Annotated in this window: 25 protein-coding genes; 11 read left to right on the top strand and 14 right to left on the bottom strand. The window is 64.8% G+C overall.

All coding sequences use genetic code 11. The features are described from left to right. Window positions 1-147: 147 nt before the first annotated feature. Window positions 148-1,302 (bottom strand): PA0069 family radical SAM protein, encoded by a 1,155-nt coding sequence (locus NKI16_RS11435; RefSeq protein ID WP_254818651.1) that lies wholly within the window; start codon window positions 1,300-1,302, stop codon window positions 148-150. A gap of 151 nt (window positions 1,303-1,453) precedes the next feature. Between NKI16_RS11435 and NKI16_RS11430 the strand changes: the two genes are divergently transcribed. Continuing rightward, window positions 1,454-1,957: a glycosyltransferase gene (locus NKI16_RS11430; protein WP_352839565.1), complete on the top strand. Its 504-nt coding sequence runs from the start codon at window positions 1,454-1,456 to the stop codon at window positions 1,955-1,957. Between the two features lie 188 nt (window positions 1,958-2,145). After that, a complete protein-coding gene (locus NKI16_RS11425) occupies window positions 2,146-3,120 on the top strand; it encodes a phytanoyl-CoA dioxygenase family protein (protein WP_352571418.1) in 975 nt (324 codons plus the stop codon). Between the two features lie 33 nt (window positions 3,121-3,153). Here the strand turns inward: NKI16_RS11425 and moaB are convergent, their stop codons facing one another. From moaB to NKI16_RS11395, 6 genes are all read right to left on the bottom strand, one after another. Then, on the bottom strand, window positions 3,154-3,696 hold the full coding sequence (moaB, locus tag NKI16_RS11420; RefSeq protein WP_352540121.1) for a molybdenum cofactor biosynthesis protein B: 543 nt from the start codon (window positions 3,694-3,696) through the stop codon (window positions 3,154-3,156). Further along, window positions 3,683-4,585, bottom strand: coding sequence for a 4-(cytidine 5'-diphospho)-2-C-methyl-D-erythritol kinase (locus NKI16_RS11415; RefSeq protein WP_352571430.1), 903 nt, complete (start codon window positions 4,583-4,585; stop codon window positions 3,683-3,685). The genes moaB and NKI16_RS11415 overlap by 14 nt, the downstream gene beginning before the upstream one ends. Window positions 4,586-4,611: 26 nt before the next feature. Then, window positions 4,612-4,797 (bottom strand): membrane protein, encoded by a 186-nt coding sequence (locus tag NKI16_RS11410; RefSeq protein WP_023674078.1) that lies wholly within the window; start codon window positions 4,795-4,797, stop codon window positions 4,612-4,614. Between the two features lie 81 nt (window positions 4,798-4,878). Further along, the gene (locus tag NKI16_RS11405; RefSeq protein ID WP_352456850.1) at window positions 4,879-5,736 is read right to left on the bottom strand and encodes a S49 family peptidase; all 858 of its coding nucleotides are present in this window, start codon (window positions 5,734-5,736) and stop codon (window positions 4,879-4,881) included. A gap of 87 nt (window positions 5,737-5,823) precedes the next feature. Further along, window positions 5,824-6,624, bottom strand: a complete 801-nt coding sequence (locus NKI16_RS11400) for a tRNA1(Val) (adenine(37)-N6)-methyltransferase (protein WP_352571417.1) — start codon at window positions 6,622-6,624, stop codon at window positions 5,824-5,826. Further along, on the bottom strand, window positions 6,624-6,848 hold the full coding sequence (locus tag NKI16_RS11395; RefSeq protein WP_023674082.1) for a putative signal transducing protein: 225 nt from the start codon (window positions 6,846-6,848) through the stop codon (window positions 6,624-6,626). The genes NKI16_RS11400 and NKI16_RS11395 overlap by 1 nt, the downstream gene beginning before the upstream one ends. Window positions 6,849-7,008: 160 nt before the next feature. Here NKI16_RS11395 and NKI16_RS11390 point away from each other — a divergent pair, with 160 nt between their 5' ends. Next, window positions 7,009-8,025 (top strand): polyprenyl synthetase family protein, encoded by a 1,017-nt coding sequence (locus NKI16_RS11390; RefSeq protein WP_292663011.1) that lies wholly within the window; start codon window positions 7,009-7,011, stop codon window positions 8,023-8,025. 26 nt (window positions 8,026-8,051) lie between these two features. Here the strand turns inward: NKI16_RS11390 and NKI16_RS11385 are convergent, their stop codons facing one another. Then, window positions 8,052-9,446 (bottom strand): MFS transporter, encoded by a 1,395-nt coding sequence (locus tag NKI16_RS11385; protein ID WP_352839561.1) that lies wholly within the window; start codon window positions 9,444-9,446, stop codon window positions 8,052-8,054. Window positions 9,447-9,479: 33 nt separating this feature from the next. Between NKI16_RS11385 and NKI16_RS11380 the strand changes: the two genes are divergently transcribed. Continuing rightward, a complete protein-coding gene (locus NKI16_RS11380; RefSeq protein ID WP_352922758.1) occupies window positions 9,480-9,668 on the top strand; it encodes a hypothetical protein in 189 nt (62 codons plus the stop codon). Between the two features lie 25 nt (window positions 9,669-9,693). On the opposite strand, the gene NKI16_RS11375 is transcribed toward NKI16_RS11380, so the two are convergent. The 3 genes from NKI16_RS11375 to NKI16_RS11365 form a co-directional block, all read right to left on the bottom strand. Next, complete coding sequence (locus NKI16_RS11375; RefSeq protein ID WP_352839557.1) at window positions 9,694-10,284, bottom strand: hypothetical protein; 591 nt, start codon at window positions 10,282-10,284, stop codon at window positions 9,694-9,696. 52 nt (window positions 10,285-10,336) lie between these two features. Further along, entirely contained in the window at window positions 10,337-11,215 is an 879-nt protein-coding gene (locus NKI16_RS11370) for a YadA-like family protein (protein ID WP_352839555.1), read from the bottom strand. A 472-nt stretch (window positions 11,216-11,687) separates the two neighbouring features. Next, on the bottom strand, window positions 11,688-12,779 hold the full coding sequence (locus NKI16_RS11365; protein ID WP_352839553.1) for a helix-turn-helix transcriptional regulator: 1,092 nt from the start codon (window positions 12,777-12,779) through the stop codon (window positions 11,688-11,690). 334 nt (window positions 12,780-13,113) lie between these two features. On the opposite strand from NKI16_RS11365, the gene NKI16_RS11360 reads away from it, so the two are divergent. Further along, the gene (locus NKI16_RS11360; protein ID WP_031211039.1) at window positions 13,114-14,889 is read left to right on the top strand and encodes a tetratricopeptide repeat protein; all 1,776 of its coding nucleotides are present in this window, start codon (window positions 13,114-13,116) and stop codon (window positions 14,887-14,889) included. Between the two features lie 303 nt (window positions 14,890-15,192). Further along, the gene (locus NKI16_RS11355; protein ID WP_352724056.1) at window positions 15,193-16,257 is read left to right on the top strand and encodes a glycine--tRNA ligase subunit alpha; all 1,065 of its coding nucleotides are present in this window, start codon (window positions 15,193-15,195) and stop codon (window positions 16,255-16,257) included. Here the strand turns inward: NKI16_RS11355 and NKI16_RS11350 are convergent. Continuing rightward, window positions 16,254-16,427, bottom strand: coding sequence for a hypothetical protein (locus NKI16_RS11350; RefSeq protein WP_352724058.1), 174 nt, complete (start codon window positions 16,425-16,427; stop codon window positions 16,254-16,256). The genes NKI16_RS11355 and NKI16_RS11350 overlap by 4 nt on opposite strands. Window positions 16,428-16,704: 277 nt before the next feature. Here NKI16_RS11350 and NKI16_RS11345 point away from each other — a divergent pair, with 277 nt between their 5' ends. Continuing rightward, the gene (locus NKI16_RS11345; RefSeq protein ID WP_352922755.1) at window positions 16,705-19,470 is read left to right on the top strand and encodes a glycine--tRNA ligase subunit beta; all 2,766 of its coding nucleotides are present in this window, start codon (window positions 16,705-16,707) and stop codon (window positions 19,468-19,470) included. A gap of 29 nt (window positions 19,471-19,499) precedes the next feature. Here the strand turns inward: NKI16_RS11345 and NKI16_RS11340 are convergent, their stop codons facing one another. Further along, window positions 19,500-19,880, bottom strand: a complete 381-nt coding sequence (locus NKI16_RS11340) for a hypothetical protein (RefSeq protein WP_352839549.1) — start codon at window positions 19,878-19,880, stop codon at window positions 19,500-19,502. Window positions 19,881-20,081: 201 nt separating this feature from the next. Here NKI16_RS11340 and NKI16_RS11335 point away from each other — a divergent pair, with 201 nt between their 5' ends. From NKI16_RS11335 to NKI16_RS11325, 3 genes are all read left to right on the top strand, one after another. After that, on the top strand, window positions 20,082-21,053 hold the full coding sequence (locus NKI16_RS11335) for an L-threonylcarbamoyladenylate synthase (protein WP_352839547.1): 972 nt from the start codon (window positions 20,082-20,084) through the stop codon (window positions 21,051-21,053). Between the two features lie 9 nt (window positions 21,054-21,062). Further along, complete coding sequence (locus tag NKI16_RS11330) at window positions 21,063-22,493, top strand: FAD-binding oxidoreductase (protein WP_352839545.1); 1,431 nt, start codon at window positions 21,063-21,065, stop codon at window positions 22,491-22,493. 186 nt (window positions 22,494-22,679) lie between these two features. After that, on the top strand, window positions 22,680-23,249 hold the full coding sequence (locus NKI16_RS11325; RefSeq protein WP_352692664.1) for a DUF6101 family protein: 570 nt from the start codon (window positions 22,680-22,682) through the stop codon (window positions 23,247-23,249). Between the two features lie 172 nt (window positions 23,250-23,421). Here the strand turns inward: NKI16_RS11325 and ubiA are convergent, their stop codons facing one another. Next, window positions 23,422-24,405 (bottom strand): 4-hydroxybenzoate octaprenyltransferase, encoded by a 984-nt coding sequence (gene ubiA / locus NKI16_RS11320; protein WP_352692205.1) that lies wholly within the window; start codon window positions 24,403-24,405, stop codon window positions 23,422-23,424. 156 nt (window positions 24,406-24,561) lie between these two features. Here ubiA and purD point away from each other — a divergent pair, with 156 nt between their 5' ends. Further along, window positions 24,562-25,839, top strand: coding sequence for a phosphoribosylamine--glycine ligase (purD, locus tag NKI16_RS11315; protein WP_352692195.1), 1,278 nt, complete (start codon window positions 24,562-24,564; stop codon window positions 25,837-25,839). The last annotated feature ends 10 nt before the right edge of the window (window positions 25,840-25,849 follow it).

Genomic DNA, 25,849 nt, shown 5'->3' with positions numbered 1-25,849 from the left:
GGCTCCGATTCTCCGCAAGTCCCCTCCGGGTCGGGCGGGGCACCGGACCAGGAGGGGGCTACCGTCTGCAAGCCCGGGGACAGGACAGGCCGGACGGGATTTTTCGCCTGCTGCGGCCACTTCAAGCGGCTGGCGCGAGACGCTTTGTCACAGCAGCATCAGCTGCTCGGTTGCCTTGGCAGCGGGGACGAACTGGTCGGTCCTGAGCGAGCGCCGCTCGGCATTGAGGCCGAGCCGTTTGGCGGCGATCTCGAAGCGCCGGCCGATCTGCCAGGCATACGGGCCGGAGCCTTTCATGCGCTTGCCCCATTCCGAATCGTAGTCCTTGCCGTCGCGCATCGAACGGATCAGCGACATGACGTGGCGATAGCGGTCGGGATAGTGGCGCAGCAGCCAGTCCTTGAAGATTGGCGCGACCTCCAGCGGCAGGCGCAGCAGCACATAGCCGGCTTCACGCGCGCCCGCTGCCTGCGCCGAATCGAGGATGCGCTCCATTTCCGGGTCGGTCAGTCCGGGGATGATCGGCGCGACCATCACCGAGGCCGGAATGCCGGCGTCCGAAAGCTGCCTGATCGCCTCCAGCCGCTTGGTCGGCGTCGACGCGCGTGGCTCCATGGTGCGCGCCAGCATGCGGTCGAGCGTCGTCACCGACAATGCCACCTTGGCCAGCCCGCGTTCGGCCATGCGCGACAGAATGTCGATGTCACGCGTCACCAGCGCCGATTTGGTGACGATGCCGACCGGGTGCCCGCGCGCCTCCAGCACTTCGAGGATCTCGCGCATGATCCGGTATTGCTTCTCGATCGGCTGATAGGGATCGGTGTTGGTGCCGATGGCGATGGTGCGCGGCTGGTAATTGTCCCTGGACAATTCCTTGTCGAGCAGCCGGGCCGCATCCGGCTTGGCAAACAGCTTCGATTCGAAATCCAGCCCCGGCGACAGCCCCATGAAGCTGTGCGTCGGCCGCGCGAAACAATAGACGCAGCCATGTTCGCAGCCGCGATAGGGATTGATCGAGCGGTCGAAGGAGATATCGGGCGATTCGTTGCGGGTGATGATGGTGCGCGGCTTCTCGACCTGTACCTCGGTCTTGAAGGGCGGCAGCTCCTCCAGCGAATTCCAGCCGTCATCGAACACATGCCGGCTGACCGGCTCGAAACGGCCGGACGGATTGATGCCCGCCGACCTGCCGCGATTGCGGTCGGGACGGACGCGCATGCCGCTCTGCTCGATCATCGCATTCGCCATCTCGGCCCTGCCAGCGCCGAAGGCTGCAATATCGGCACGCACGATCTGTTCCATTTTGGCCCTTTCCCAGGGACTGTCCGCCCGCTGTCGAATCGCTCTGCTCATGAATGTATTCCTATCGCATTGACGAGAACAAAGCAAGAACTTTCTCGCGGCGCGCCGCAAAAACTGGCGCTGCCCACCGCTTTCCGCTATTCGGCTAAACATGCTCAGCGTCCTGATCGAAACCCTGAATGACGAGGAGGGCCTTGCCCGCACGCTCGCCTCGCTGATCGGCGGCGCGGTCGAAGGCGTGGTGCGCGACGTTCTCGTCTGCGATACCGGCTCGACCGATCAGACGCACCGCGTCGCCGAACATGCCGGGTGCCACTATGTCAGCGGCGGCATCGCCGCCGGCATCAGGCAGGCCAAGGGCGACTGGCTGCTTTTGCTGGAACCGGGCGCGCGGCTGGGAGAGGGCTGGATCGACGAGGTCGTCGCCCATACCGCCAGTCAAACCATGGCGGCGCGGTTCTCGCGGGCACGCGGCAGCCGCGCGCCGTTCCTGTCGCGCGTCTTTGCCGGAAATCGCGCTCTCGCCGAAGGCCTGGTGATCAGCAAGCGTCAGGCCGCCGCGCTGTCGAAGAATGCCCGCAGCGCCGAAGCGATCGCCCGCGGCCTGGCGACCAGGAGGCTCCACGCCGAGATCTGGGTCGCGCCGCGGAAGTGACGGCTTACCGTGCCGGTTCAGGGAACCCCGCCCAAACAAATTTTCTGGCGGGTCGTGGTTTATTGTGCATTGCACAAAATCTGGCCGGGGGTTACCATTCCCAGCGATATGGGCGAATAGGGTTTGGGGTGTGCCGGAGCGGCGACGACTAACGTCGATGCTGTTCCCTCGACATTTTGAGGACCCCGATGACCCTTTCAAGCCCTGACAAGTCCGGCGCTGCAAGCCTCGAGGCGATCGCGCGCAACGGCGGCACGCTGCGCCGCATCGCCGCCCGCATCCCGACCTATCTTTCCGACCTTCGCGAGAATCCGGCATGGCTGCCGATGTTCATGCTGGCCCGCACCATGCCGGCGCGGCGGCTGCACTGGCGCGGTGCAAAGCCTGTTCGGCCGGCGCGCAACGTCGGTGAAACGATGTTCGCCGGCGTCGACCGCGATGCCGTCGTCGGCGCGCTGCGGACGGAGGGGCTCTATTCGGGCCTGATGCTGCCGGCCGCCATCCATGAGGAGATCGCCCGCTTCGCCGAGCGCACGCCATGCTTCGGCAATTTCGACCGCCGGCTGGAATTCCTGCCCGAAAAACACGCCGATGCCGAAAAGCATTTCGGCCGTCCGCTGCTCAGCGGCCATTATTTCGAGCGGGTCCTCGACTGCAGCGCGGCGGTCGCCGTGCAGCGCGATCCGCTGCTTCTCGACATCGCGGCGCACTATCTCGGCAGTCAGGCCAAGCTGATCACCACCCGTGTCTGGTGGAGCTTTCCGACCGGTGGCGTCTCGGACGCCGACAAGAACATGGCCTCGCTCGGCAAATACCATTTCGACCTCGACGACTGGCGCATGCTGAAGTTCTTTTTCTACCTGGTGCCGGTCGACGCCGACACTGGGCCGCATGTCTATGTCCGCGGCTCCCATAACCGCCGCATCCTGAAGCATCAGCTGACGCTGCTGGTCGGCCATTCGGCGGAAGAGGTGCTGGGCGTCTACGGCGAGCAGAGCCCGGTCACGCTGACCGGGCCGGCCGGCCTCGGCTTTGTCGAGGATCCGTTCGGCTTCCATATGGGCACCGTGCCGACGCGCACGCCGCGGCTGATGATGGAGGTTGGCTTCGGCGTGTCGCCGCCGTCGCGCCGGCGTTTTCACGGCGAGCCGGTCATTCGCTAAACCGAGGTCGCTTGGCTGATACCTCGGTTCGTCTCAGCCGCGCCGCAAATGCTCGTCCAGCCGCGGCATGATCTCGACGAAGTTGCAGGGCATGTGCCGATAGTCGAGCTGCGGCTTCAAGATGCCGTCCCAGGCGTCCTTGCAGGCGCCGGGCGAGCCCGGCAGCACGAAAACGAAGGTGGCGTTGACGACGCCGCCGGTTGCTCGGCTCTGGATCGTCGAAGTGCCGATCTTGTCGTAGGAGATGCGGTGGAACACTTCGGAAAAGCCGTCCATGCGCTTTTCGAAGATCGGCTCCAGCGCTTCCGGCGTCACGTCGCGGCCGGTGAAGCCGGTGCCGCCGGTGGTGATGACGACATCGATCGCTTCGTCCCTTGACCAACCCAGGACCTTGTCGCGGATCTTGTCGCGGTCGTCGGTGACGATGTCGCGGGCGGCCAGGACATGGCCGGCCTCGGCAATGCGGTCGGCCAGCGTCTGCCCGGATTTGTCGTCGGCGAGGCTGCGCGTATCGGAAACGGTCAGTACTGCGATGTGCACGGGAACGAAGGGGCGGCTCTCGTCAATCCTGGCCATGGGCATCAACCTCCGATGTCACGCTTCGCGTCGCGGCGACAAACCAGTCGGGATGGCGGCCGCGGATATCGACGGCCGCGCGCTTGGCCACATTGCCGGTCTCGAACAGCCCGAAGCAGGTGGCGCCGGAGCCGGACATCCTGGCAAAACCGGCTCCGGCCTTGTTCAGCACGGAAAGCGCCTTGCCGATGGCGGGCTGGATTGCACGCGCCGCAGGCTCGAGATCGTTGCGGGTGATCTCCAGCCAGTTGCGGATGCTGTGGAAGTCGAGGCTGTGCGGCAGCGGCGGCAGCCCCGCATTGTCGCGGCGGCCAAGCGCCTCGAACACGTCGGCCGTCGAGACGGCAGTGCCGGGATTGACGAGCACCAGACCCAGCGCCGGGAAACCCGGCACGAGCGTCAGCTCGTCGCCGACGCCGCGGGCTATCAGCGGCTTGGCAGCGAGGCACATCGGCACGTCGGCGCCGAGCGACAGGCCGATCCGCGCCAGTTCGGCATCGCCGACATCAAGTCCCCAGGTCTGGACCAGGGCGCGCAGCACAGCCGCCGCATCGCTCGACCCGCCGCCGACACCGGACGCGACCGGCAGGTTCTTTTCGAGCCTGATGGCGACAGCCGGTGCGTGCTGGGGACCGGCCTCGCGCCGCAGTGCATCGCGCGCTCTCACCACCAGATTATTGTCGTCGACCGGCACCGCGGAGGCGTATTTGCCAGACACGGAAAACCCATCGCTGTCGGCAAGTTCCGTCTCGATGCGATCGCCGAAGCGCGTGAACACAGCCAGGCTTTCGATCGTGTGATAACCGTCGGCGCGCTGGCCGGTGACGTGCAGCGCGAGATTTATCTTGGCGTGCGCATGCGACGCCCGGATGCTGGCCTCGGCGTTCACTGGCTCGGCCGCGAGGGGGACGACGGTCAATCCTTGGCCAGACGGTATTCGCCGGTCTTCGGGTCCTTGACCAATGTTCCCATTGTACCGTTGGCGGCCTGCTTTTCGGTACGCCGCACCTTGGCGGTCACACGCTCGGCTTCCCTGACGAAGGAGCGGTAGCCGAAATAGGCGGCAATGCCGACGACGGCGAAGAAAATGATCTGCGGCATGTCAAACTCCTCCCTCGCAAGGCCGGCAAGGCGGCCGGTCGGGTCGGTTGATGATTTATGCTAGACGCTTTCACCAGCTTTTCAAAGCCCGAAGCGCGCCCACAGCGCGCGCTCTTCCGCCGCATCGATGACGCCGCTTGCCGCGGCGGCGGCGATATCGGGCGCCGAAAAGCTCGAGCCGAACAGGCCGAAGCGGCCGAACAGGCCGCGCGGCGCGGTGATCAGCTTGAGCTGGGTTTTCGGCCCGAAACGGCTCTTCAGCACGCTGCGCATGTCGCCGAGCGCATCGACCAGCCCGAGCTCTAGCCCTTTTTTGGCCGTCCAGAACAGGCCAGTGAACAGGTCGGGATCGTCCTTGAGCTTGCTGCCGCGCCTGTCCTTGACGAGGTCGATGAAGGTCTCGTGGACCTCGAGCTGCAGCGCCTTCAGGCGCTCGACGTCTTCCTTCTTTTCCGGCTTGAACGGGTCGAGCACCGCCTTGTTCTGGCCGGCGGTGTGGACGCGGCGCTCGACACCGATCTTCTTCAACAGCTCCGGAAAGCCGAACGAGGCCGACACCACGCCGATCGAGCCGACGATGGAGGACGGGTCGGCAAAGATCTCGTCGCCGGCGACCGCGATCATGTAGCCACCCGATGCCGCCACGTCCTCGACGAAAACCAGGACTTTCTTGTTCTTCTCGCTCGCCAGGTCGCGGATGCGCCTGAAGATCAGCCGCGACTGCACCGGCGAGCCACCTGGCGAATTGATCGAGATGGCGACCGCCGGCGCGTCGAAGGAAAACAGCTTTTCGAGAAGGCCGGCGGTGGAAGCGAGCGACAAGCTCGGCCGGAACTGGCCGCCGCCGGGCATGATCGTGCCGTGCAGCCGGATGACCGGAATGGTGACGACGGTGGAGCGCCAGGACTTCGGCAGCAGGCGGTTGAAAAGGCGTTTCACGAGGGGGCTGTCTCCGGTCGATATGCTTGAGGCATGTAGGAATTCGCCGGCCAACGGCAATGCCGTCACCCCGGCAATCAAAATGGATCAGTCTCCGAACAGCGACGCCAGCCCGTTATTGATCAGCTCCGCCCGTTCCGAGGGGCCATTGCCTGAATAGGCATGCAGCATCAGCGGCGGCCGGATCGACAGTTTGCCGCGTGCGCCGAGAATTGCCCGGACGACGATGCGGATCGCTGCCGCCTCGGGGCGAGGGTGGACGGCCAGCATCTCGGCGTCGCCGAAGCGGCCGGCAATGGCATCGAGGATGGCGCCGAGCTGTTCCGGCCTGGCGATGACGGCCAGCCCGCCGCCCGGCCTGACCACCGCGGCCGCGCTGCGGACCCAGCTGTCGAACAATCCATCCTCCGAGACATGCGCGGCCTTTCTCAGCGGATCGGGCGTCGCGCGATCCTCGGCGGCATTGAACGGCGGGTTCATGACGACGAAATCGAAGCTGTTGTCCTCGAGGCCGGCGGCCGCTCGCGCCCGGCCCGACAGCGCGACATCGGCGACAAGCACCGAGGCGCGGTCGCTGAGATGCGCATTGCCGGGATGGGCAAGCGTGGTGGTGGCGAAGGCCGCCATTTCCGGGGAACGCTCGACGAGCACGGCCGCGGCACCGGGGCAGCGCGACAGGACCGCCAGGCCGGCGGCACCGGCACCCGCGCCAAAATCAGCAAGCCGCCCGGCGAACGAGGACGGCACGGCAGCCGCCAGCATCATCGCATCCATGCCGGCGCGGTGGCCCGCCTTTCTCGGCTGCACCAGCCAGAAGCGACCGCGATGAAAGGCGTCGACCGTATGAGCCGGCATGTCCGGGACAAGGGCAGCGGGCGACGCGGACATTATTTTTGGCGGATCTCGTTGGCGATGCCGGCATCCGTCAGGATGCGCCGCGCCGCATCGGCCTTGTCGGCGTCCACCATGACACGGCGGGGCAGGATGCCGATCGAGCCGTCGAGGACGCTCATATTCTGGTCGGCGACGAAACAGCCGATGCCGGCATCGCGCATCAGCGATTCGACAAACGAAATGATGACGGCGTCGTTGGTGCGGATGAGCTCTATCATCGGATGAAACTCGCAGTTTGCGGCGTTGATGTAAACGTAGGCGTGATCATGTACCAGAGCCGGCGCGCCAATTCGCCTCTTGCCGCGCCGGTGGGTGACACCCTAGAGTCTGTCCAGGGACCATGTTGCCGTCGTGCATATCGAGGTTGGGAGTTTTGCCGTGGGTGTCGTTCTCAACATTGAAAACGGGAAGCGCGAAGCCGCCTCGATAAAGGACCTCATCGACCTGACCGCGGCCGACATGGGGCGCGTCAACAAATTGATCCTGTCGAAGGCCGGCTCCGATGTCGAGATGATTCCGGAGATAGCCAACCATCTGATCTCGTCGGGCGGCAAACGGCTGCGGCCGATGCTGACGCTCGCCGCGGCCCAGATGTTCGGCTATTCCGGCGACGGCCATGTCAAGCTCGCCACATCGGTCGAATTCATGCATACCGCGACACTTCTCCACGACGACGTCGTCGACGAAAGCGGCATGCGGCGCGGCAAGAAGACGGCGCGTATGATCTGGGGCAACCAGGCCAGTGTTCTGGTCGGTGATTTCCTGCTCGGCCAAGCCTTTCGCATGATGGTCGATGTCGGCTCGCTTGAAGCGCTCGATATCCTGTCGAGCGCGGCCTCGGTCATCGCCGAAGGCGAGGTGATGCAGCTCGCTGCCGCAAAAAACCTCGAGACCACCGAGGATGAGCATTTCGCGGTGATCAAGGCCAAGACCGCGGCGCTGTTTTCGGCCGCCGCCGAGGTCGGCCCCGTCATCGCTCAGGCGACGCGCAATGATCGCGCAGCACTCCGCTCCTACGGCATGAATCTCGGCCTTGCCTTCCAGCTGATCGATGACGCGCTGGATTACGGCGGCACCAGCAAGGACCTCGGCAAGAATGTCGGCGACGATTTCCGCGAGGGCAAGGTCACGCTGCCGGTGATCCTCGCCTATCGGCGCGGCACCAAGGCCGAGCGCAGCTTCTGGAAACGCGCCATCGAGGACAATGCCGCCGACGATGCCGGGCTGGAGAAGGCCATCGGCCTGATGCTCCGCCACGGCGCGATTGCCGACACCATCGGGCGCGCCCGCCATTTCGGCGAGATCGCCCGCGACGCGCTGGCGCCGCTCGAGGCGACGCCGCAGAAATCGGCGCTGATCGACGTCATCGATTTCTGCATCAGCCGGGTGAATTGAGAGGCATCGGCGCCCCGCGCTTGTTCTCATCGCGCCTTTGCCGGAAGCACCATTGCTGCCAGCAGACTGACGACGATGCCCGCCGCCGCGAGCCAGAAGGCAACCTGGATGCCGTCGGCGACGGCAATTTTCAACGCATCGCCGGACAATTCGCCGATTTGGCTGTTCGCAATCGCAATCAGCACGGCCACGCCGATGGCGTTGCCGACATTGAGCGTCGTCGAAGCCATCCCCGAGGCGACGCCTTGCTGGTCATGGGCAACGCCGGAAGCGGCGGCAATCCACATTGCGGTCCAGACGATGCCTTGTCCGACGCCGGAGACGATCAGGCCAGGTACGAGGGCCAGATAGCTGCTCTCTGCGGTCGCGCCTGATACCATCAATGCTGTGCCGACCGCGCCGACCATCATGCCGCCGACCAGGGTGCTGCGCGTCGAAAAGCGCGTCGCCAGACGCTCGCCGGCTTGCGTGCCGGTGGCGATGGCGACCGACGGCACGAGAAAGGCGAGGCCCGTCTGCAAGGCAGTGAAGCCGTGCACGTTCTGCAGCAGCACGGTGAGGAAGTAGGGCAGCGCGCCGAAAGTGCCCATGTAGAGGAAGGTTATCGTCATGCCGGCGACGAGGCTGCGATTGTGGAACAGGCGCAGCGGCATCAGCGGATCGGCGCTGTTGGCCTCGATCACGGTGAAGGCGATCAGGAAGAATGCCGCCAGTGCCGCGCTGGCGATGATTGCGCCAGAGCCCCAGCCATATTCAGGTCCCTGAACCAGGGTGAAGACAAGCAGCGTCGCGCCGGCGGTGACGGTCAGTGCGCCGGGCAGATCGAAGCTGCGGTGCTCGTGCCGCTTGCGATCGCGCGGGATGATGGCGAAAGCCGCGATGATGGCGATCCCGGCCAGCAGCACGTTGACGTAGAAGACCGACGGCCAGCCGAAGGCGCTGGTCAGAAACCCGCCGGCAAGCGAACCGAGCGTCAGGCCGCTGGCGCCCGCGCCGCCCCAGACGGCGAGCGCCCGGTTGCGTTCCGGCCCTTCGGCGAACAGGCGGTTGATCAGCGACAGCGTCGCCGGAAACAGGAACGCGGCGCCGATGCCTTGCACGGCGCGTGCCGCGATGATGATTTCCGGCGACCAGGCCAGGCCACCGACGAGGGACGAAAGTGCGTAGAGCCAGAGCGCGAAGATGAAGACGCGGCGCTGGCCGATCAGGTCGGCGGCCCGGCCGCCGAACAGCAGGAAGCCGCCGGTGAACACGGTGTAGGCGCTGACCACCCACTGCAGGGTCTGGCCTGAAAATCCGAGGCCAGCGCCGATCTCCGGCAGCGCCACGAAGACGATGTTGAGGTCGAGCGAGATGATGAGCTGCGCGAAGGCGAGCAACGCCAGCGTTGCGCCATGTTTCGCCCTGCTTGCTCCCTGCATCGGCTGGCGCGTACCGCGTCGATCGTCGAGCGATTGAAAAAGGCCGTGCGCGATGGCGAATTGAAGCCGGATACCGATGCCGAGGCGCTGGGTGACTATTACGCCACGCTGATGCACGGCCTTTCGGTGCAAGCACGCGACGGCGTGCCGAAAAAGCGGCTGCACGATCTTGTCACCGTCGCCATGCAGGCGCTCGACGCAAGCCTTTCGCAAGCGTCCTGAGGTTCCGGGCCGTGACGCTTGGTCCTCACTTGCCGGATTTCTCGGCGGCTTTCTTGGGATTGACCGCCGCCGTCGGCGGCTCGGGTGGTTCGGCAGCGACAGCTTTCGGCGGTTCCGGCTCGGTTGCCGGCGCTTCCGGGCCGGCCTTGCTGAGCGCGACCGAGATGCCGAACACCTTCCATTGCCGTTCGACCGGCGCAAACAACAGCTCGAAATTGACCTGCATCGGCACCGAGGGAAAGAAACCGGCCATATGCAGCATGCCGTTGGGCTCGATCTGCGGCAGCCGCGTCAATTGCGGCTCCAGCACCGCGACGCCGCCGAGGTCGATGCCGTCATTGCGGTGGCCGGCGAAGATCTCGGCAAGCTTGGCCGCATTGTTGGTCTGGAAGCCCGGCGCGCCAAGATCGCGCAGCACCGTATAATTGCCGGTTTTGTTGGCCTGGTCGAGCGCCAGCAGCGAGGTGCGCACCAGGATCAGCACGCCGTTGCGGTCGATATTGGCCGGCTTCGGCGTTTGCGGCTTGGCGGATTTCTGGCTTTTCGACGTTTGCGCCAGGGCAGGCGGGACAAGCAGCGGAACGGCCGTCGCCAGCACGAAGGCTGCCAGCAACATTCCGCCTGCCGATCGAACCGATCCCGGCAGCATTGGGCTCATGCGGGCTGCATCAGTTGAGTGTCCACGATGCGCCGACGCTGACGCCGACATCGCCGCGGTTTGTCGAGGCCGACACGGCGGCGTTGACGCGGAAATCCAGGCTCGTGCTATAGCCGAAACCGAGCGCCAGGCCCGACTGGCCCTTGAAATGGCCAAAGCCGCCGGCCAGCGACAGTTTGCCGGGCCTGTCGTCGTAACGCAGTCCCGCCGTCGCCAGGGCAAGCGCTGTTCCGGCGCGGGCTTCCGAGCGGTTTTCGCTGACCTGCTCGCCAAGATCCTGCAAGCCGCCCTCCAGCGCACCGACACGGCCGTCGAGCAAGGCGATGTTGGTCTCGTTGATCGTGGTGCGGCTGTCGAGGCTGAAGATCTGCGCGGTGTGCAGGTTGAGCATGTTGGTGTTGTCGGTGATACGGGTCTCGTGATCGGCGAGCTGTGCCGTGTGACCGCTTACCGTGGTGTTGAGCGCCGCGATCTGGGTGGTGTGGGCTGCAACGTCGTCGACCAGCCCTTCGATCTCATCGATGTTGACGGAGGCCGTCGCCAGATTGCCTGCCGCGTCGGACGTCACCAGGTACTTTGTTCCGCTCTGTGCGTCCTTGCTGGCCTGACTGCTGACGCCCGCGAGCGTGTAGGTGGCGCTGCTGTTGCCGATAGCCACCTGATTGGCGCGTGTCGTGGTGACACCCTGGCCTATGGCGACTGAGTCGGAAAAGTTGGCCTCTGCGTGATTGCCGAGCGCTATGGCATTCTCCGCATTCGCCTTGGCGTTGGTGCCAAGCGCAGTGGCACCGGCCTGGTTCGGGCCTCCCGCGCCAGCCTCAGCATGGGCGCCGATCGCCGTTGTACCTGGATTATCATGGTTGACGATATAGCCGGCCTGTGCCCCCACGCCAACAGCGGTGCTGGACTGTCCATAAGAACGGGCAGTAACTCCGACCGCAGTAGCCAAGATGCCATCGGCGTGGGCGGCGGAGCCGCACGCCATGCCTAGCGCTGGAGCTGTAGCGCCGTCACCGCCACCGCCTACCTCCTCGCATACAAAGGCGCTTGCCGGTGTCGGAGCAAAGGCCAGGCAGAGGGCTGCCGTGACGACTACGCTCCCGGCGACGGGCACGCAGATGGCCGACATTCGTCCAATGCTCTTTCGCGCATAAGCCTGCATCGCAATCAATCCCCTTTTCGCCGGCCGCGCCGAGCGCGTTTCCAAAGTCTGTCATCAATGGATCAGAGACTGCATGGAACCGGCGCGCTTCGGACAGTCGGAAAATGCCTACAGTTCATCGAAAAATCCCTGTTGTTGCAGCGGTTCCAGTCCTGGCTGTTGCAGTCTTGCAACATCAGAACCGGTCGGCTGACCGCGATCACGGGAATGGCCTCGCGCTTTTCAGCAAGGCCATCAGTTGGCTTTGGCGGTTGGTTCCGGTTTTTCGATGGATACGTTCGAGATAGGTACGGGCCGATTTGACGGCGATGCCGATTTCAATGGCCGCTTCCTGCACGGAACGGCCCGAAGCAAGCGCGGTGGCGAGCCGGGCTTCCGCCGGCGTCAGGTCGAACAGGCCGGAAAGAATGCTGGGCGAGGGGCCGGTCGCGCCGATGCCGACGACGGTTGCCGCGACGAGAATATCGGCGCCCGAAAAAATGTCATGCGCGGCGCCGCGCAGCGGCAAAAGGTGGACGATCAGGGCCGGCCGCCCCTTCCTGGCCGGAACCGGGATGGACCGCACGACGCGGTTGTCCTGGTTGTGCGCAACGGCCTGTTGGAAAAGCGCGTTTGCCGGTCCATCCGCAAGTGCCATGCCCCCATGGGCCAAGGCAACGAACGCGTCAGCCATGTCTTCCAGAAGGGGGTTGGCCGTCAGCACGCGGCCCGATCCGCTCATGACCGCCGCCGGCAGCCCGATTTCGCTCAGAATGGACACGGCGGTCTTGGCCCGCTCCAGACCGAGCCGCCCGGCGACAAGGCCGGCCCGCGCAAAATGCGGCCGCAGCCCGTTCAGCAGCTCGATCGCGGCCCGATCATGCTTCTCGTCCTTCAGCCAGCGCGGGAAGGCGAGCAGTACAAGCTCTCCGCTGGGCATGGAAATCGACGTGAAGACAGGCGATGTGACGCCGAACCTTCTTGCGCGTGCATCAACCGGATCGCGCTCTATCTCTTCGCCGGTCATGAGATCGTCGATCCGCACAAAACCTGCGGGCTGGGTGCTGCAGGTTCGCTGCACGCCCTCGGATAAGTTCCAGTTGTCTCCAGCCATGAACTCGTCGAGCAGCGGCTGGAGATGCGCATTGCCAATGGCGCGAAGCGGCAAATGGTCGTTGATCATGAAGATCGCACCGCCCGCCGAGCGCGAGATCGCACTGGTTGCCTCCAATGCATTCGGCCATAGCTCGGCGGCGAACGCCGCTTCGTAGATGCGATCGACGATGGCGAAGGCTTCTTCGTTTCGCGGCATTTCCAGCATCGGCACCCCCCTGACGACTGGCGAGGCAAGAACTGAGGGCACATCTTGCCACGCAAAGTTGCATGGCGGAAGCTTTCAACCGCTGGCGCTTATGGATCGCTTACGGCGTCGGGAAATAGCACCGCGCAGGCACCGCCAAAGCGGACGCCACGCGGTCAAGAGTCGCAGTTCAGGCCCTTTCGGCATGGTTTATTAATTGCTTGACCCGATTGTGAATTCGGGCCGGGTTGAAGCACGACCCCAAAAAGGCCATGCTTTACCTGTAAAGATCGAGTCTACGGCGATCCCGCTGACGCGGAGATGGCGTTTGGCTGAAAGGGATATGATGCGGCAAGGATATGCGCGCTGGCTGACGGGGCTGGCAATCGCGACGGGCATGGCGATCTCGGCTTTGCCGGCGCATGCCAAACAGACCGCCGAGCCGGTCAGGATCACATCCTTCTCGGGGGCCTATCTCGCCGCCAGGATTGCTGACGGCGACAACGACCTCGACAGCGCCATTTCCTATTACAAGCAGGCGCTTGCCTTCGATCCGAACGATACGGGACTGCAGCAGAGCCTGATGCTGTCGCTGATCGCGCAGGGGCGCTTCGATGAATCCCTGGTCTATGCCGACAAGCTCAAGGCGGTTCCCGACGTCGAGCGCTTCTCGCGCCTGGCTCTGGCCATCGATTCCTTCCACAAGAAGGATTTCTCCAAGGCCGAATACTGGCTCAAGCTGTCGCTCGAATCCGATCTCGACCGGCTGATCTCCGGCGTCATGACCGGCTGGGCCAAGCAAGGTGCGGGTGACGCCGGCGAGGCCATGGCTTCCATCGACAAGCTGCAAGGCCCCGACTGGTTCAGCCTGTTCAAGTCCTTCCACCGCGCCTTGATTGCCGACGCCTCCGGCCTGCCCGACAGGGCGGATGCGCTCTACACCGCCACCGTGCAGGACACGGCCGCCGGCGGTGCGGCCCCCGAAACATGGATGCGCAACGCGCAGGCCTACGCCTCTTTCCTCGCCCGCAAAGGCGACAAGGCCAAGGCGCTGTCGGTGCTCGACAAGGCCGAGGCGTTTGCGCCCGGCAAGGTCGAGATTGCGGCGCTTCGCGACAAGATCAACAAGGGCGAAAAGATCGAGCCCTTCGTTGCCGGTCCGTCGGACGGCGCCTCGGAAATCCTGCTCGATCTCGCCACCGCGCTCAACCGCGGCGGCGGCGAGCCATTCGTGCGGCTTTATCTGCAATATGCCCTGGCGCTGCGGCCCGACAACGACGCGGCGCTCGTTCAGCTTGCCGCCGTTGCCGAGCAGTTGAAGGACGGCGAGGGCGCCATCGCGCTCTATCGCCGCATTCCCGCTGGCTCGCCGCTGAAGGAGCTTTCGGACCTGCAGCTTGGCCTCAACCTTGCCGATCTCGACCGCAACGACGAGGCGATCGCTCACCTCAAGGCCATCGTCGATGCGCATCCAGACGACATGCGCGCCTATCTGGCGCTCGGCGGCGTCTATTCCTCGAAGGAGGATTTCCGCTCCGCCGCCAATCTTTACGACAAGGCAGTCGAGGTGCTGAAGACGCCGACCGCCGCCAACTGGAACATTTTCTACCAGCGCGGCATCGCCTATGAGCGACTGAAGGAATGGCCGAAGGCCGAGCCGAATTTCCGCAAGGCGCTGGAGCTCTACCCCGACCAGCCGCAGGTTCTGAACTATCTCGGCTATTCCTGGGTCGACAAGAACATGAACCTCAAGGAAGGCCTCGCGATGATCCAGAAGGCCGTCGACCTGAGGCCGAGCGACGGCTACATCGTCGATTCGCTGGGCTGGGCCTATTACCGCCTTGGCCAGTTCGACGATGCGGTGCGCGAAATGGAACGCGCCGTTTCGTTGAAGCCGGAGGATCCGGTGCTCAACGATCACCTCGGCGACGTCTACTGGCGCGTCGGCCGCAAGCTGGAAGCCACCTTCCAGTGGAACCAGGCCCGCGACCTGAAGCCGGACCCGGACGTGCTTGCCGCCTTGCAGCAAAAGCTGATGAAAGGCCTGCCGCCGATCGAATCCAACACGGCGCAGGAAACCCCGAACGTAAAGCCCGTGCCGGCGCCCGCGCCGAAGGGGTGATCAATCGCTGCAGGTTTGCGCCGCCCCTCATCGCCCTGCCGGGCACTTCTCCCCGTATGGTGACGGGGAGAAGGACGCCTTCGCAAAGGATTTCGCCAATCTCCAGCGTTGCAGAACGAGTACCGAGGTCGCGGCCAGCCCCTTCTCCCCGTCACTATACGGGGAGAAGATGCCGGCAGGCAGATGAGGGGCGGCGCCGAGATCGATAACTGGTCTGAAGTGATTGCCCGAAGGGGTAACCTGTCGCCTTGACGCTCGGAGGTCGGGCATCTACGAGGTGCCGCATCCCCGCCGGAGGCCGCCGTGACCGTTGATATCCCTGCCCACATGCACCCCAGCCGCTCGTTCCAGGGGCTGATCCTGACCTTGCATAACTACTGGGCGGACTATGGCTGCGTCGTCCTCCAGCCTTACGACATGGAAGTCGGCGCCGGCACCTTCCATCCGGCAACGACGTTGCGCGCGCTCGGCCCAAAACGCTGGAACGCGGCCTATGTCCAGCCCTCGCGCCGCCCCAAGGACGGCCGCTATGGCGAGAACCCGAACCGGCTGCAGCACTATTACCAATACCAGGTGATCCTGAAGCCCAATCCACCCAATCTGCAGGAGCTTTACCTCGGCTCGCTGGCCGCGATCGGCATCGATCCGCTGCTGCATGACATCCGCTTCGTCGAGGACGACTGGGAAAGCCCGACGCTCGGCGCCTGGGGGCTGGGCTGGGAGTGCTGGTGCGACGGCATGGAGGTCTCGCAGTTCACCTATTTCCAGCAGGTCTGCGGCATCGAATGCGCACCGGTGGCGGGCGAGCTCACTTACGGGCTGGAACGGCTGGCCATGTATGTGCAGGGCGTCGACAATGTCTACGACCTCAACTTCAACGGTCGTGAAGGCGCCGACAAGGTGACCTACGGCGACGTCTTCCTGCAGGCCGAGCAGGAATATTCGCGCCATAATTTCGAATTTGCCAACACCGCGATGTTGCTGCGCCATTTCGAAGACGCCGAAGCCGAGTGCAAGGCGTTGCTACAAGCCGGCGCGCCCATCTTCCCCCTTGAGGGGGAGCCCGCGAAGCGGGCAGAGGGGGTCGCCTCAGAAGGCACCGCAGGTCAGGCGTCGAGCACTGCACGAGCGACCCCTCCCGGCCAGACCTTGTCTGGCCACTCTCCCCTCAAGGGGGAGGGATACCACCGCATGGTCTTCCCAGCCTACGACCAGTGCATCAAGGCCAGCCACGTCTTCAACCTGCTCGACGCACGCGGCGTCATTTCGGTCACCGAGCGCCAGAGTTATATTTTGCGGGTGCGCAATCTGGCCAAAGCCTGCGGCGAGGCGTTTCTGCTGACGCAGGCGGGCGGGCTGGCGGCCTAGCTCAAGGCGAATTCGGCAGGAGTGCTGATTTGTAACGCACCCTGGCCGCTGGAGCCGGCCATTGTCCGCAGCGCTTGCCTGACGCCGGGCATCGAGAACGTGCCATGAGCCTGCGCCGCGAAACAGGCGCTGAGCGCGAGGATCTGCAGGAATGTCGATGCCGTTTTCATGGTCGTTCAGCCAATAGCTCTCTGCCTGAGCGTTGGTCGCTTCAGCGCTGCGTTCGGTTCATGGAAATCTTTGCTCCAAGGACGGGCGGACCGGCTCGTGTCCGACAGGCGGCTGAATTTTTCCGGAAATCGCCGTTGGACGCCTTGATCGTGCTGGCCCGATCTTGCTGGGAAGGGTGACAGCAGCCGACCGAGTTGCTATGCCCCGCTTACCTCCGCCTCGATGGGGGAGGACGCCGCGAAGCGGCGGCTGTTTCTTGTCGCGTGAGCTCTTTCAATGCCTGACCTGCTTCTAGAACTTCGTTCCGAAGAAATCCCCGCTCGCATGCAGCGCAAGGCGGCCGGCGACCTGAAGAAGCTTTTGACCGACGATCTGGTCGAAGCCGGGCTGACCTATGAGGCGGCGCGCGAATATTGGACGCCGCGCCGGTTGGCGCTCGACATTCGCGGCCTGACCGCGCGCTCGAAGGACATCAGCGAGGAGATCAAGGGACCCTCGACCAAGGCGCCCGAGCAGGCGGTGCAAGGCTTTCTGCGCAAGGCCGGCCTTGCCTCGATTGCCGAGGCGCATGTTCATTCCGATTCGAAGAAGGGCGACTTCTATGTCGCCCATATTTCCAGGCCGGGCAGGCCGGCGGAGCAAATCATCGCCGAGCTGGTGCCGGGCATCATCCGCAACTTCCCCTGGCCGAAATCGATGCGCTGGGGGCCGGCTTCGGCCAAGCCCGGCTCGCTGCGCTGGGTGCGGCCGCTGCAATCGATCCTGTGCACCTTCGGCCCAGAAACCGAGGAGCCGGTGGTCGTCGATTTCGAGATCGACGGCATCCGCTCAGGCAATGTCACCTACGGCCACCGTTTTCATGCGCCGGGCGCCATCACGGTGCGCCGCTTTGACGATTATGTCGCCAAGCTGGAGGCGGCCAAGGTCGTGCTCGATGCCGACAGACGCAAGGAGATCATTCTTGCCGATGCCAGGAACCTCGCCTTCGCCAGCGGGCTCGACCTCGTCGAGGACGAGGGGCTGCTGGAGGAAGTGTCGGGCCTGGTCGAATGGCCTGTCGTGCTGATGGGCGAATTCGAACAGGATTTTCTGGCCATTCCGGCCGAGGTGATCAGGCTCACCATCCGCGCCAACCAGAAGTGTTTTGTGACGACGCGCCAGATCTCCCCCCTCGAGGGGGAGATGTCGCCGCAGGCGACAGAGGGGGTCGCCTCGCGTGAAGCGCCGGCATCCCCTGTCCGCGATAGGGAGTCGCGTCAGGTCGTGCCGACCCCCTCTGGCCTACCGGCCATCTCCCCCTCAAGGGGGGAGATCAGCCAATCGCCGCTCTCCAACCGCTTTATCCTGACCGCCAACATCGAGGCCAAGGATGGCGGCAAGGAGATCGCCCACGGCAACGGCAAGGTGGTGCGTGCCCGCCTGTCCGACGCGCTCTATTTCTGGAAGTCCGACCACGGCGACCTGCCGGATCTCGACCAGTTGCAGGCATCGGCGCAAAAGTTCAGACTTGATCTCAAAAAGCCGCTCGACCAGCGCATGGCCCGCCTCGACCATCTCAATGTGACGTTTCATGCCAAGCTCGGCACGCAAGGCGAGCGAGTGGAGCGGATTGCCAGGTTGGCCGAAGAACTGGCACCAATCGTGGCGCAGTCGATCTCCCCCCTTGAGGGGGAGATGGCCGGCAGGCCAGAGGGGGTCGCCTCGGCTGGCGCGACGCGACCTGACGTTTCGAAGCAAGAGGAAGTTGGCGCTCCACGCGAGACGACCCCCTCTGTCGCCTTCGGCGACATCTCCCCCTCGAGGGGGGAGATTACCGCGCTCGCACGCCGTGCTGCCGTCCTCGCCAAGGCCGACCTCACCACCGAGGTGGTCGGCGAGTTCCCGGAACTGCAAGGCGCCATGGGCCGCAAATACGCGCTGCTGCAGGGCGAGCATCCTTCGGTCGCCGCCGCGATCGAGGAGCACTACAAGCCGCAAGGCCCGTCCGATCGCGTGCCGACCGATCCGGTGTCGGTGGCCGTGGCGCTTGCTGACAAGCTTGATACGCTGGTCGGGTTTTGGGCCATTGATGAAAAGCCGACCGGATCGAAGGACCCCTATGCGCTCAGAAGAGCGGCGCTGGGGGTGGTCAGGATTTTGGTCGAGAGCGGGGTGAGGCTGCCGCTCCAGCGCCAATTTCTAAACGCATTATTCGGACTTACCTACAATCGCGGCCACCGGTTTTCGGTGGTCTGGCGAGCGGACGACGGGGGTGATTTCACTACTGGTGTTGGATCAGCCGATGATTTGATCAGTGAACGAGCAGGTTCGCTGTCCTCAGAGGTACCAGGCGTCGAACTACCAGACCATTCCGCGGCTGAGATAATTGTCGACCTCCTGTCCTTCTTCCACGACCGCCTAAAAGTCTATCTCCGCGACCAGGGCGCGCGGCATGATCTCATCGACGCCGTACTGGCGGCGGGCTCGCGCCCAATCTCCCCCCTAGAGGGGGAGATGTCGCCGAAGGCGACAGAGGGGGGCGCTGTCCCGCCGGCGTCTCAAGCTTCTGTCGAGGAAGTGCGCTCTACGGCGCGCCCCTCTGCCCTGCCGGGCATCTCCCCCTCTAGGGGGGAGATCGGCCAGAACGACGATCTCCTTCAAATCGTCCGCCGCGTCGAAGCGCTCGGTTCCTTCCTCGACACCGAGGACGGCAAGAACCTGCTTGCCGGCACCAAGCGCGCGGCCAACATCGTGGCTGCCGAAGAGAAGAAGAAAACGACGATCGCCGACCATGTTGAGCCGGCTCTGTTCCGGGAGGACGCCGAAAAAACCTTGTTCGCGGCGGTGAATCAGGCCGAGAGGCAAGCCGGCGAAGCAATTCAAAACGACTTTTCCGCCGCCATGCTGGCGCTTAGCGTGTTGCGCGAGCCGGTTGATTCATTCTTTGAGAAAGTCCTGGTAAACGACGAGGACCAGGCGGTGCGCGCCAATCGCCTGGCATTGCTCGCCCGCATCCGCGCGGCGACCGACCGGGTCGCGGATTTCTCCAAGATAGCCGGCTGACATTCGCGAAAAAATCATCGCTTGTGGCGCTATTTCGGCTGGTCGGGAGCTGCTAGCGGCTGCGCAGCTGGTTCAGGGGTTTTGCTGGCGACCTTTGGATCGGCCTTACTGTCCGCGGCGGGCGCGGCAGCGGTGGCCGGCGCGGCTTTGGGCGCGGGCGTTGCAAAGGCATCGCCGACGATACCGCCGCGAATGATCATCGGGCTTCCGGCGAAGCCATGACTCGGCTGGCTCGGGATTGCCGCGACCTTTTCCTCGGTGACGTTTTCATTGACGTTGGGCAACTTCTCGCCAAGCGCGACGATCGACGGTGTCTTCGCCCCCTCGACCGCGCTGCTACTTACAACCGAAGGCGTCGCCGTCGTTTGCCCGACAAAAACCAGCGACGAGGCCTGTGCCGTGCCGGCCATAAACGCCAAACCAAGCGCTCCAAGGATAGGCATCGAAAGCATGATAATTCCCCTTGCCCAACAAGACGGCACCCTAGCCAAGGGCAGTTGATGCCGGCTTGCGGGGAAACATAGCATTTTAGCGATTTGCGATTCGCCAATGCCTGGGCTTGCTCGCCCGGCGTCAGCGTATTAGGCACCCGCATCCGTGAGGTGACGACAGTGGCTGAAATTCGTGCCGTCGGCGAGGCGATGGAAAGGGCGTTGGCGCTGCTCGAGAGCGGCGATGTCGTCGCCATCCCGACCGAGACCGTCTATGGGCTGGCCGGCGACGCGACCAACGGCGTTGCCGTGGCCCGCATCTTCGAAGCCAAGGGCCGACCTCGCTTCAACCCGCTGATCGCCCACATAGCCGACGCGGCGATGGCCGAGCGCATCGCGCTGTTCGACCCGCTGTCGGAAAGATTGGCGCAGGCATTCTGGCCGGGGCCGCTGACGTTGGTGCTGCCGCAACGGCCCGGCAACGGCATTCATCCGCTGGTCACCGCCGGTCTGGAAACGATCGCGCTGCGCATGCCGAAAGGCTTTGGCGGCGAGCTGATCGCCAGGTTCGGCCGCGCGCTGGCGGCGCCCAGCGCCAATTCCTCGGGCAGGATCAGCGCCACGACGGCCGAGGCCGTGGCCGCCGATCTCGGTCCCCGAATCAAGCTTGTGGTCGATGGCGGCGCGACGCCGGTCGGGCTGGAATCGACCATCGTCAAGGTCGAAGCTGGAAAGCTGCGGCTGCTGCGGCCGGGCGGCATTGCCGCCGAAGAGATCGAAGCGGTGGCCGGGTCAAAGTTGCTGCGCGGCGCTTCGGGCATCGAGGCGCCCGGCATGCTCGCCTCGCATTATGCGCCGGGTGCGGCGGTGCGCCTCAATGCTGCGGAGGTCGCACCGGGGGAAGCCTTGCTGGCCTTCGGCCGCAGCCGCGCCGAAGGCTGGCGCGATGCAGCCGCCCTGCGCAACTTGTCGGAGACCGGCGACCTGCGCGAGGCGGCAAGCAATCTCTTCGCCCATCTGCAGGATCTCGATGGCAGTGGCGCCAAAACCATCGCCGTCGAACCGATCCCGTTCGACGGGCTGGGCGAGGCGATCAACGACCGGCTTTCGCGCGCCGCCGCCCCGCGTGACAAGATCGACCGAGCACCATAGTTTCGACCCATGAACGACATTTCCCCCGATCTCGACCCCGCCGTCGTCGCGCGCTTTGCGGCAATCGTCGGCGACAAATATGCGCTGCGCGACCAGCAGGACATCGCGCCTTACCTCACCGAGCGGCGCGGACTTTGGCACGGCAGGACGGCTTTGGTGCTGAGGCCGGGGACCGTCGAGGAGGTCAGCAGCATCATGCGGCTGGCGACCGAAACCGGCACGCCCATCGTGCCGCAAAGCGGCAACACCGGGCTGGTCGGCGCCCAGGTGCCGGACGCATCCGGCCGCGAGATCGTGCTGTCGCTGTCGCGGCTGAACCGCATCCGCGAAATCGATACGCTGTCCAACACGGTCACGGTCGAAACCGGCGTCATCCTGCAGACGCTGCAGGAAGCGGCCGATGCCGCCGACCGGCTGTTTCCGCTGTCGCTTGCCGCGCAAGGCTCCTGCCAGATCGGCGGCAATCTCTCGTCCAACGCCGGCGGCACCGGCGTGCTTGCCTACGGCAATGCGCGCGAGCTCTGCCTCGGCGTCGAAGTGGTGCTGCCGACCGGTGAAGTGTTCGACGATCTGCGCAAGCTGAAAAAGGACAATACCGGCTACGATTTGAAGAACCTGTTCGTCGGCGCCGAGGGTACGCTCGGCATCATCACCGCCGCCGTGCTCAAGCTGTTCCCCAAGCCCAAGGGGCGCGAGGTGGCGTTTGCCGGCCTGTCATCGCCGGAGGCGGCACTGTCGCTGTTCAGCCTCGCGATGGACCGTGCAGGGGCAGCGCTCACCGCCTTCGAGCTGATCGGCCAGAGGCCCTACGACTTCACGCTTGCCCACGCGCAAGGCGTGGTGCGGCCGCTGGCCGGCGATTGGCCGTGGTATGTGCTGATGCAGATCTCGTCGGGCCGTTCGGCCGACGATGCCAGGGCCCTGATCGAGGAGGTGCTGGAGGCAGGCCTCGAGCAAGGCATCGTCGGCGATGCGGTGATCGCGGCAAGCATGGCCCAGGGCGATGCGTTCTGGAATTTCCGCGAGGTGCTGCCCGAGGCGCAGAAGCCGGAAGGTGCCTCGATCAAGCACGACATCTCGGTGCCGGTGGCGTCAATCCCGCCATTCATCGAAAAGGCCGCCGGCGCCGTGCAATCGGTCAGTCCCGGCGCGCGCGTCGTCTGCTTCGGCCACATGGGCGACGGCAATCTGCACTACAACATCTCCCGGCCGGTCGACGGCGATGACGAGGCGTTTCTCGGCCTTTACCACGTCATGAACAAGGCCGTGCACGACGTCGTGCGCTCGTTTCATGGCTCGATCTCGGCCGAGCACGGCATCGGCCAGTTGAAGCGGGACGAATTGATCGCGACGGCACCGCCGATGGCGATCGAGCTGATGCGCAGGGTGAAGGCCGCGTTCGACCCGGCCGGCATCATGAATCCGGGTAAGGTTATCTGATCCTTTCGCCGGCCTGCGCCGGTTCGCATTCCGATAACCATCTGCCTCGGATCAGCAAAATTTAACCGACTTTCTTAAGCGCGAGGATAAGAAGCTCGCGCTAATGTTTCTCCACAAACGAGGCTGGGAAAACCGGCCCGGAGAACCGGAAACACCGGCTCTCAGGAGAAACAGGAAAGGCACGATATGAACACTGGACTGAAGCCAGTCTGGGCCGGCCGCAATATGCGTCTCGACCCATTCCGCCTGCCGCAGGTGGTGAGCTACGCCACGCGCGACGACTATGGCGACGTTACCTTCACCATCGACCAGCGCGGGGCGGTCATCCGCCGCACGCTGGGGATGAGCGGCGTGCCGGCGATCATCGCTCTGCCCGCCAACGCGTTTCGCGGCGTCGCCGCCCGCGCGATGGAGGATCCGGATGGCAATGTCACGGTGACACTTGAGCTTCTGCACAACGACCCGATGCTGTCGGTGCCGCTGCTGGTGGCCGACGATCTCGACGATGTCGCCGCCGACTGGCGCGCCTGGGCCGACGCCTACCGGCTGCCGATGCTGCTGATCGAGGCCGACGGCATTGCCCGCACGCTGGAAGAATCGCTCGGTGCCGCCATCAAGGCGCTGCCGGCGCAGGACCGCCGCAAAGGTCGCGTCTCGACCATGCGCCGCCCGCGCTTCCTCGCCCGCCGCCGCGCCGGCGACCTCGGCCTCAGGCTGGTCATCGGCGGCGAGGAGCTTATTTCGCGCGACGAGTAGTGGTGAGCGCTCTCCTTCTCCCCTTGTTGTGGGAGAAGGTGGCCGAGCGCAGCTCGGTCGGATGAGGGGTGTTCCAGCTTGGCACCAACGGCGATCCGTCCAACACCCCTCAACCGTCTTGGCGCTGTGCGCCAATCCACCTTCTCCCACAAGGGGAGAAGGGAACAGGCCGCTAAACCAGCGGCTTCAGCGCCACCCAAGCCGCGCCGCCGATCAGGCCGAGGAAGATCAGCCAGCCGACCTGGTTGTTCGATCTGAACAGCCTTAGGCACTGGTCCGGATCGTCGATGTCGAGCACGGCGATCTGCCGTGCCATATGGGCGCCGGCGGCGATCAGCCCGGCGAGCGCCGGTACCGGTGCCTGTGCCGAGGCGAAAGCAATGGCGAAGCAGACCAGCGCTCCGCCATAAAGTCCGGCCAGCCAGGCTTTGGTGTTGTCGCCGAACAGGCGCGCCGTCGAGCGCACACCGACGATGGCGTCGTCTTCCTTGTCCTGATGCGCATAGATCGTGTCGTAGCCGATCACCCACAGGATCGAGCCGATATAGAGCATGATTGGCGGCCCATCGAGATCGCCGAACTCGACCGCCCATCCCATCAGCGCACCCCAGGAAAAGGCAAGGCCAAGAACGAGTTGCGGCCAATTGGTGTATCGCTTCATGAATGGGTAGACGGCGACGATGACCAGCGAGCCGATGCCGAGCGAGATGGCGAAGCTGTTGAACTGCAAAAGCACGGCGAGGCCGACCAGTGCCTGCAGGACAACAAACATCCAGGCCTGCCGGCGCGTGACCTTGCCGGCCGGCAGCGGCCGCGAGCGCGTGCGTTCCACCTGGTTGTCGATGTTCTCGTCGACCAAATCATTGTAGGTGCAGCCGGCACCGCGCATGGCGAACGCGCCAAGAAAAAACAGCAGCAGATACCACGGCGACGGCAGCAGCGAGAGCAGCGGATCCGACGGACGCGGATAGGCGCTCGCGGCAAGTGCAGCCGACCACCAGCATGGCCATAGCAGCAATTGCCAGCCGATCGGCCGGTCCCACCGGGCAAGCTGCGCATAGGGCCACAACCGCCGCGGCAGCGCGCGATAGACCCAGTGGCCGCTCGGCGCATCGGCGACGCGGCCCTGGGCCGCTTTCGACTGGACGGTTTCCATTTTGCTGGAGTGGCAGCAGAGGCGAATGCCGTCAAGCGTCAAGCAGCCCTCGCACGCTCGCCACGCACAATCGGCGCTTCGGCAGCCAAATGTCTTGACCCGTCGCGCGTGGCGCAATAGCGCAGTCCTGGTCGTGGAACGGTGAGGAATCTGGGCATGCGTGTTTTGTTGATCGGCTCCGGCGGACGCGAACATGCGCTTGCCTGGAAGATCGCGGCGTCGCCGCTGCTGACCAGGCTCTACGCGGCGCCCGGCAATCCGGGCATCGGCCACGAAGCCGAACTGGTGAGGCTCGATACTGCCGATCGCGCAGCGGTGGTCCGGTTTTGCAGCGAGAATGAAATAGACCTCGTCGTGGTCGGGCCGGAAGGGCCGCTGGTCGCCGGCATCGCCGACGACCTCCGCGCCGAGGGCATCCGCGTCTTCGGCCCGTCAAAAGCGGCGGCACGGCTGGAAGGATCAAAGGGTTTCACCAAGGATCTCTGCGCCAGATACGGCATTCCGACCGCCGCCTATGGCCGCTTCGACGATCTGGCTTCGGCCAGGGCCTATGTCGAGAAGACGGGTGCGCCGATCGTCATCAAGGCCGACGGGCTCGCTGCCGGCAAGGGCGTCACCGTCGCCATGACGCTTGACCAGGCGCTGGCCGCGCTCGAGGCCTGTTTCGACGGCTCCTTCGGCCAGGCCGGGGCGGAAGTGGTGGTCGAGGAGTTTCTCGTCGGTGAAGAGGCAAGCTTCTTCTGCCTTTGCGACGGCACCACCGCGCTGCCCTTCGGCACCGCGCAGGACCATAAGCGCCTCAGTGACGGCGACACCGGCCCGAACACCGGCGGCATGGGCGCCTATTCGCCGGCCCCGGTGATGACGCCGGAGATGATCGACCGGACCATGCGCGAGATCGTCGAGCCGACCATGCGCGGCATGGCTGAAACAGGCGCGCCGTTTTCCGGCGTGCTGTTCGCCGGGCTGATGATCACTGACAAGGGGCCGAAGCTGATCGAATACAACACCCGTTTCGGCGACCCGGAATGCCAGGTGCTGATGATGCGGCTGAAGGACGATCTGCTCGTCCTGCTCAACGCAGCCGCCGACGGCCAGCTGGCGCACACCTCGGTGCGCTGGCGCGACGAGGCGGCGCTCACCGTGGTGATGGCGGCCAGGGGCTATCCCGGCACGCCGGAAAAGGGCTCGGTCATCCGCGGCGTCGAGGCAGCGGCAGGCGACGGCGTCGAGATCTTTCACGCCGGCACCGCCATCAACGGCGGCGCACTCGTCGCCAATGGCGGTCGCGTGCTCAACATCACGGCGACCGGCCGCACCGTCGGCGAGGCGCAGAAGAAGGCCTACGCCGCGCTAGACCGGATCGACTGGCCGCAAGGCTTTTGCCGCCGCGACATTGGCTGGCTGGCGGTGGCGCGCGAGCAGGCGAACTGATGCTTCGGGC

Source organism: Mesorhizobium sp. M0698 (assembly GCF_040320455.1).
Classification (GTDB): domain Bacteria; phylum Pseudomonadota; class Alphaproteobacteria; order Rhizobiales; family Rhizobiaceae; genus Mesorhizobium.
Note: the sequence above shows the minus strand (reverse complement) of the source record. Positions and strands in the feature narration are given on the sequence as shown.

Excerpts from the sequence above, each read along its gene's own strand:
- NKI16_RS11435 (WP_254818651.1), bottom strand. The coding sequence starts at position 1,302 with ATGGAACAGATCGTGCGTGCCGATATTGCAGCCTTCGGCGCTGGCAGG.
- NKI16_RS11430 (WP_352839565.1), top strand. The coding sequence starts at position 1,454 with ATGCTCAGCGTCCTGATCGAAACCCTGAATGACGAGGAGGGCCTTGCC.
- NKI16_RS11425 (WP_352571418.1), top strand. The coding sequence starts at position 2,146 with ATGACCCTTTCAAGCCCTGACAAGTCCGGCGCTGCAAGCCTCGAGGCG.
- moaB (WP_352540121.1), bottom strand. The coding sequence starts at position 3,696 with ATGGCCAGGATTGACGAGAGCCGCCCCTTCGTTCCCGTGCACATCGCA.
- NKI16_RS11410 (WP_023674078.1), bottom strand. The coding sequence starts at position 4,797 with ATGCCGCAGATCATTTTCTTCGCCGTCGTCGGCATTGCCGCCTATTTC.
- NKI16_RS11400 (WP_352571417.1), bottom strand. The coding sequence starts at position 6,624 with ATGTCCGCGTCGCCCGCTGCCCTTGTCCCGGACATGCCGGCTCATACG.
- NKI16_RS11395 (WP_023674082.1), bottom strand. The coding sequence starts at position 6,848 with ATGATAGAGCTCATCCGCACCAACGACGCCGTCATCATTTCGTTTGTC.
- NKI16_RS11385 (WP_352839561.1), bottom strand. The coding sequence starts at position 9,446 with ATGCAGGGAGCAAGCAGGGCGAAACATGGCGCAACGCTGGCGTTGCTC.
- NKI16_RS11375 (WP_352839557.1), bottom strand. The coding sequence starts at position 10,284 with ATGTTGCTGGCAGCCTTCGTGCTGGCGACGGCCGTTCCGCTGCTTGTC.
- NKI16_RS11365 (WP_352839553.1), bottom strand. The coding sequence starts at position 12,779 with ATGCCGCGAAACGAAGAAGCCTTCGCCATCGTCGATCGCATCTACGAA.
- NKI16_RS11360 (WP_031211039.1), top strand. The coding sequence starts at position 13,114 with ATGCGGCAAGGATATGCGCGCTGGCTGACGGGGCTGGCAATCGCGACG.
- NKI16_RS11350 (WP_352724058.1), bottom strand. The coding sequence starts at position 16,427 with ATGAAAACGGCATCGACATTCCTGCAGATCCTCGCGCTCAGCGCCTGT.
- NKI16_RS11345 (WP_352922755.1), top strand. The coding sequence starts at position 16,705 with ATGCCTGACCTGCTTCTAGAACTTCGTTCCGAAGAAATCCCCGCTCGC.
- NKI16_RS11340 (WP_352839549.1), bottom strand. The coding sequence starts at position 19,880 with ATGGCCGGCACGGCACAGGCCTCGTCGCTGGTTTTTGTCGGGCAAACG.
- NKI16_RS11330 (WP_352839545.1), top strand. The coding sequence starts at position 21,063 with ATGAACGACATTTCCCCCGATCTCGACCCCGCCGTCGTCGCGCGCTTT.
- NKI16_RS11325 (WP_352692664.1), top strand. The coding sequence starts at position 22,680 with ATGAACACTGGACTGAAGCCAGTCTGGGCCGGCCGCAATATGCGTCTC.
- ubiA (WP_352692205.1), bottom strand. The coding sequence starts at position 24,405 with ATGGAAACCGTCCAGTCGAAAGCGGCCCAGGGCCGCGTCGCCGATGCG.
- purD (WP_352692195.1), top strand. The coding sequence starts at position 24,562 with ATGCGTGTTTTGTTGATCGGCTCCGGCGGACGCGAACATGCGCTTGCC.